1 protein-coding gene is annotated in these 1,342 nt (G+C 62.4%); it reads right to left on the bottom strand.

Going from position 1 to position 1,342, the window contains the following annotated elements; all coding sequences use genetic code 11:
• Positions 1 to 7 precede the first annotated feature (7 nt).
• Positions 8 to 1,117, bottom strand: coding sequence for an IS30 family transposase (locus DBV14_RS31020; RefSeq protein ID WP_124465448.1), 1,110 nt, complete (start codon positions 1,115 to 1,117; stop codon positions 8 to 10).
• Between the last annotated feature and the right edge of the window lie 225 nt (positions 1,118 to 1,342).

Below are 1,342 nucleotides of genomic sequence, written 5' to 3'. Positions count from 1 at the left end.
GGCGGGCTCAACCCGTCGATGCAACGGTCTGCCAGAGTACCTCAGCCGGGTTTGCAAAGCCAAGTGTCTGTCTTGGTCGACCGTTCATTTCATTGGCGATGCGATCGAACTGGGCTTGCGTGAAGTGGGAGAAGTCCTTGCCCTTGGGAAGGTACTGTCGAAGCAGCCGATTGGTGTTCTCGTTGGAGCCGCGCTGCCACGGACACTGTGGATCGCAGAAGTACACATCCACATCGGTTGCCACGGAGAACTTGCGGTGAGCGGCCATCTCGCTGCCCCGGTCCCAGGTCAGGGTCTTCATCAGCCCGGCGGGCAATCTCTGGACCTGGCGGGTCAAGGCTTCAACCACGCTGTGGGTGTCCTTGCCGTCCACCTTCACCAGGATGAGGTAGCGCGAACGGCGCTCGACCAGCGTTGCCACCTGGCAGTTGAGCGTTCCGAACAACAAGTCGCCTTCCCAATGGCCTGGCACCGCGCGGTCGTCGGCCTCGGGCGGACGCTCGCTGATGGAGACCAGGTCCTTGATGCGATAGGGCGCGGGCGGCGGCGACTGCACACGGGGTCGTCGCATCCTGGTGCGCTCTCGAAGGTAGGCCGTCAACTCCTTCTTCAAGGCGCCACGGGCCTGGACGAAAAGCGTTCTGTAAATTGTTTCGTGCGAGACGTTCATTTCGCGATCTTCGGGGAACTGGCACTTGAGCCATCCCGAAACCTGCTCGGGCGACCAGCACAGTCTGAGCTTGTCAGCGACTTCCAGCGCAAGCGCGGGGTGCCTCTGCAGGTGACAGCACTGGGGCCTCTTGGCCCTGTGCCAGGCAGCTTCGTCGGCATTGATCGCGCGGTATCGACCCAGCCCCCCATTGCGCTGGATCTCTCGCGAGATGGTACTGGGACTGCGGCACAACCGTGTCGCGATCAAGCGTATCGACTCGCCCGTCGAGAGTCCGCGCGAGATCTCCTCGCGCTCATGCAGCGTCAAGGCGCCAGGCGCGCGCCGGCACTCTCGAGGCGCAAAGCCTCCTGCCTTGCCGATCCAGGTTTGTATCGAGGGCACCGGGCGTCTCAACGCCATGGCGATCTCGGCGATCCGCTCGCCTTGCTTCCATCGATTCCACATCTGCCGCTGCTGCGCAGCCGACGGATGAATTCGCTGACCTGTGCTCTTCGTCAATTAACACCTCGATTCGTCGTTGAAGTGTTGCATCGACGGGTTGAGCCCGCCGGAGCGAAGCGGGGGACATTCGCGGAGGGGAGTACCCGGTGTCAGTCGCACTCGCCAAAGAATGACCCCGCTCCCATACAGCAGCACCAAGAACACGTCCCCGATGCGTCATCCGCACAA

The sequence above is a fragment of the Variovorax sp. KBW07 genome, assembly GCF_003852515.1.
Lineage (GTDB): Bacteria > Pseudomonadota > Gammaproteobacteria > Burkholderiales > Burkholderiaceae_C > Variovorax.
This window is presented reverse-complemented; position numbering and strand designations above follow the sequence as displayed.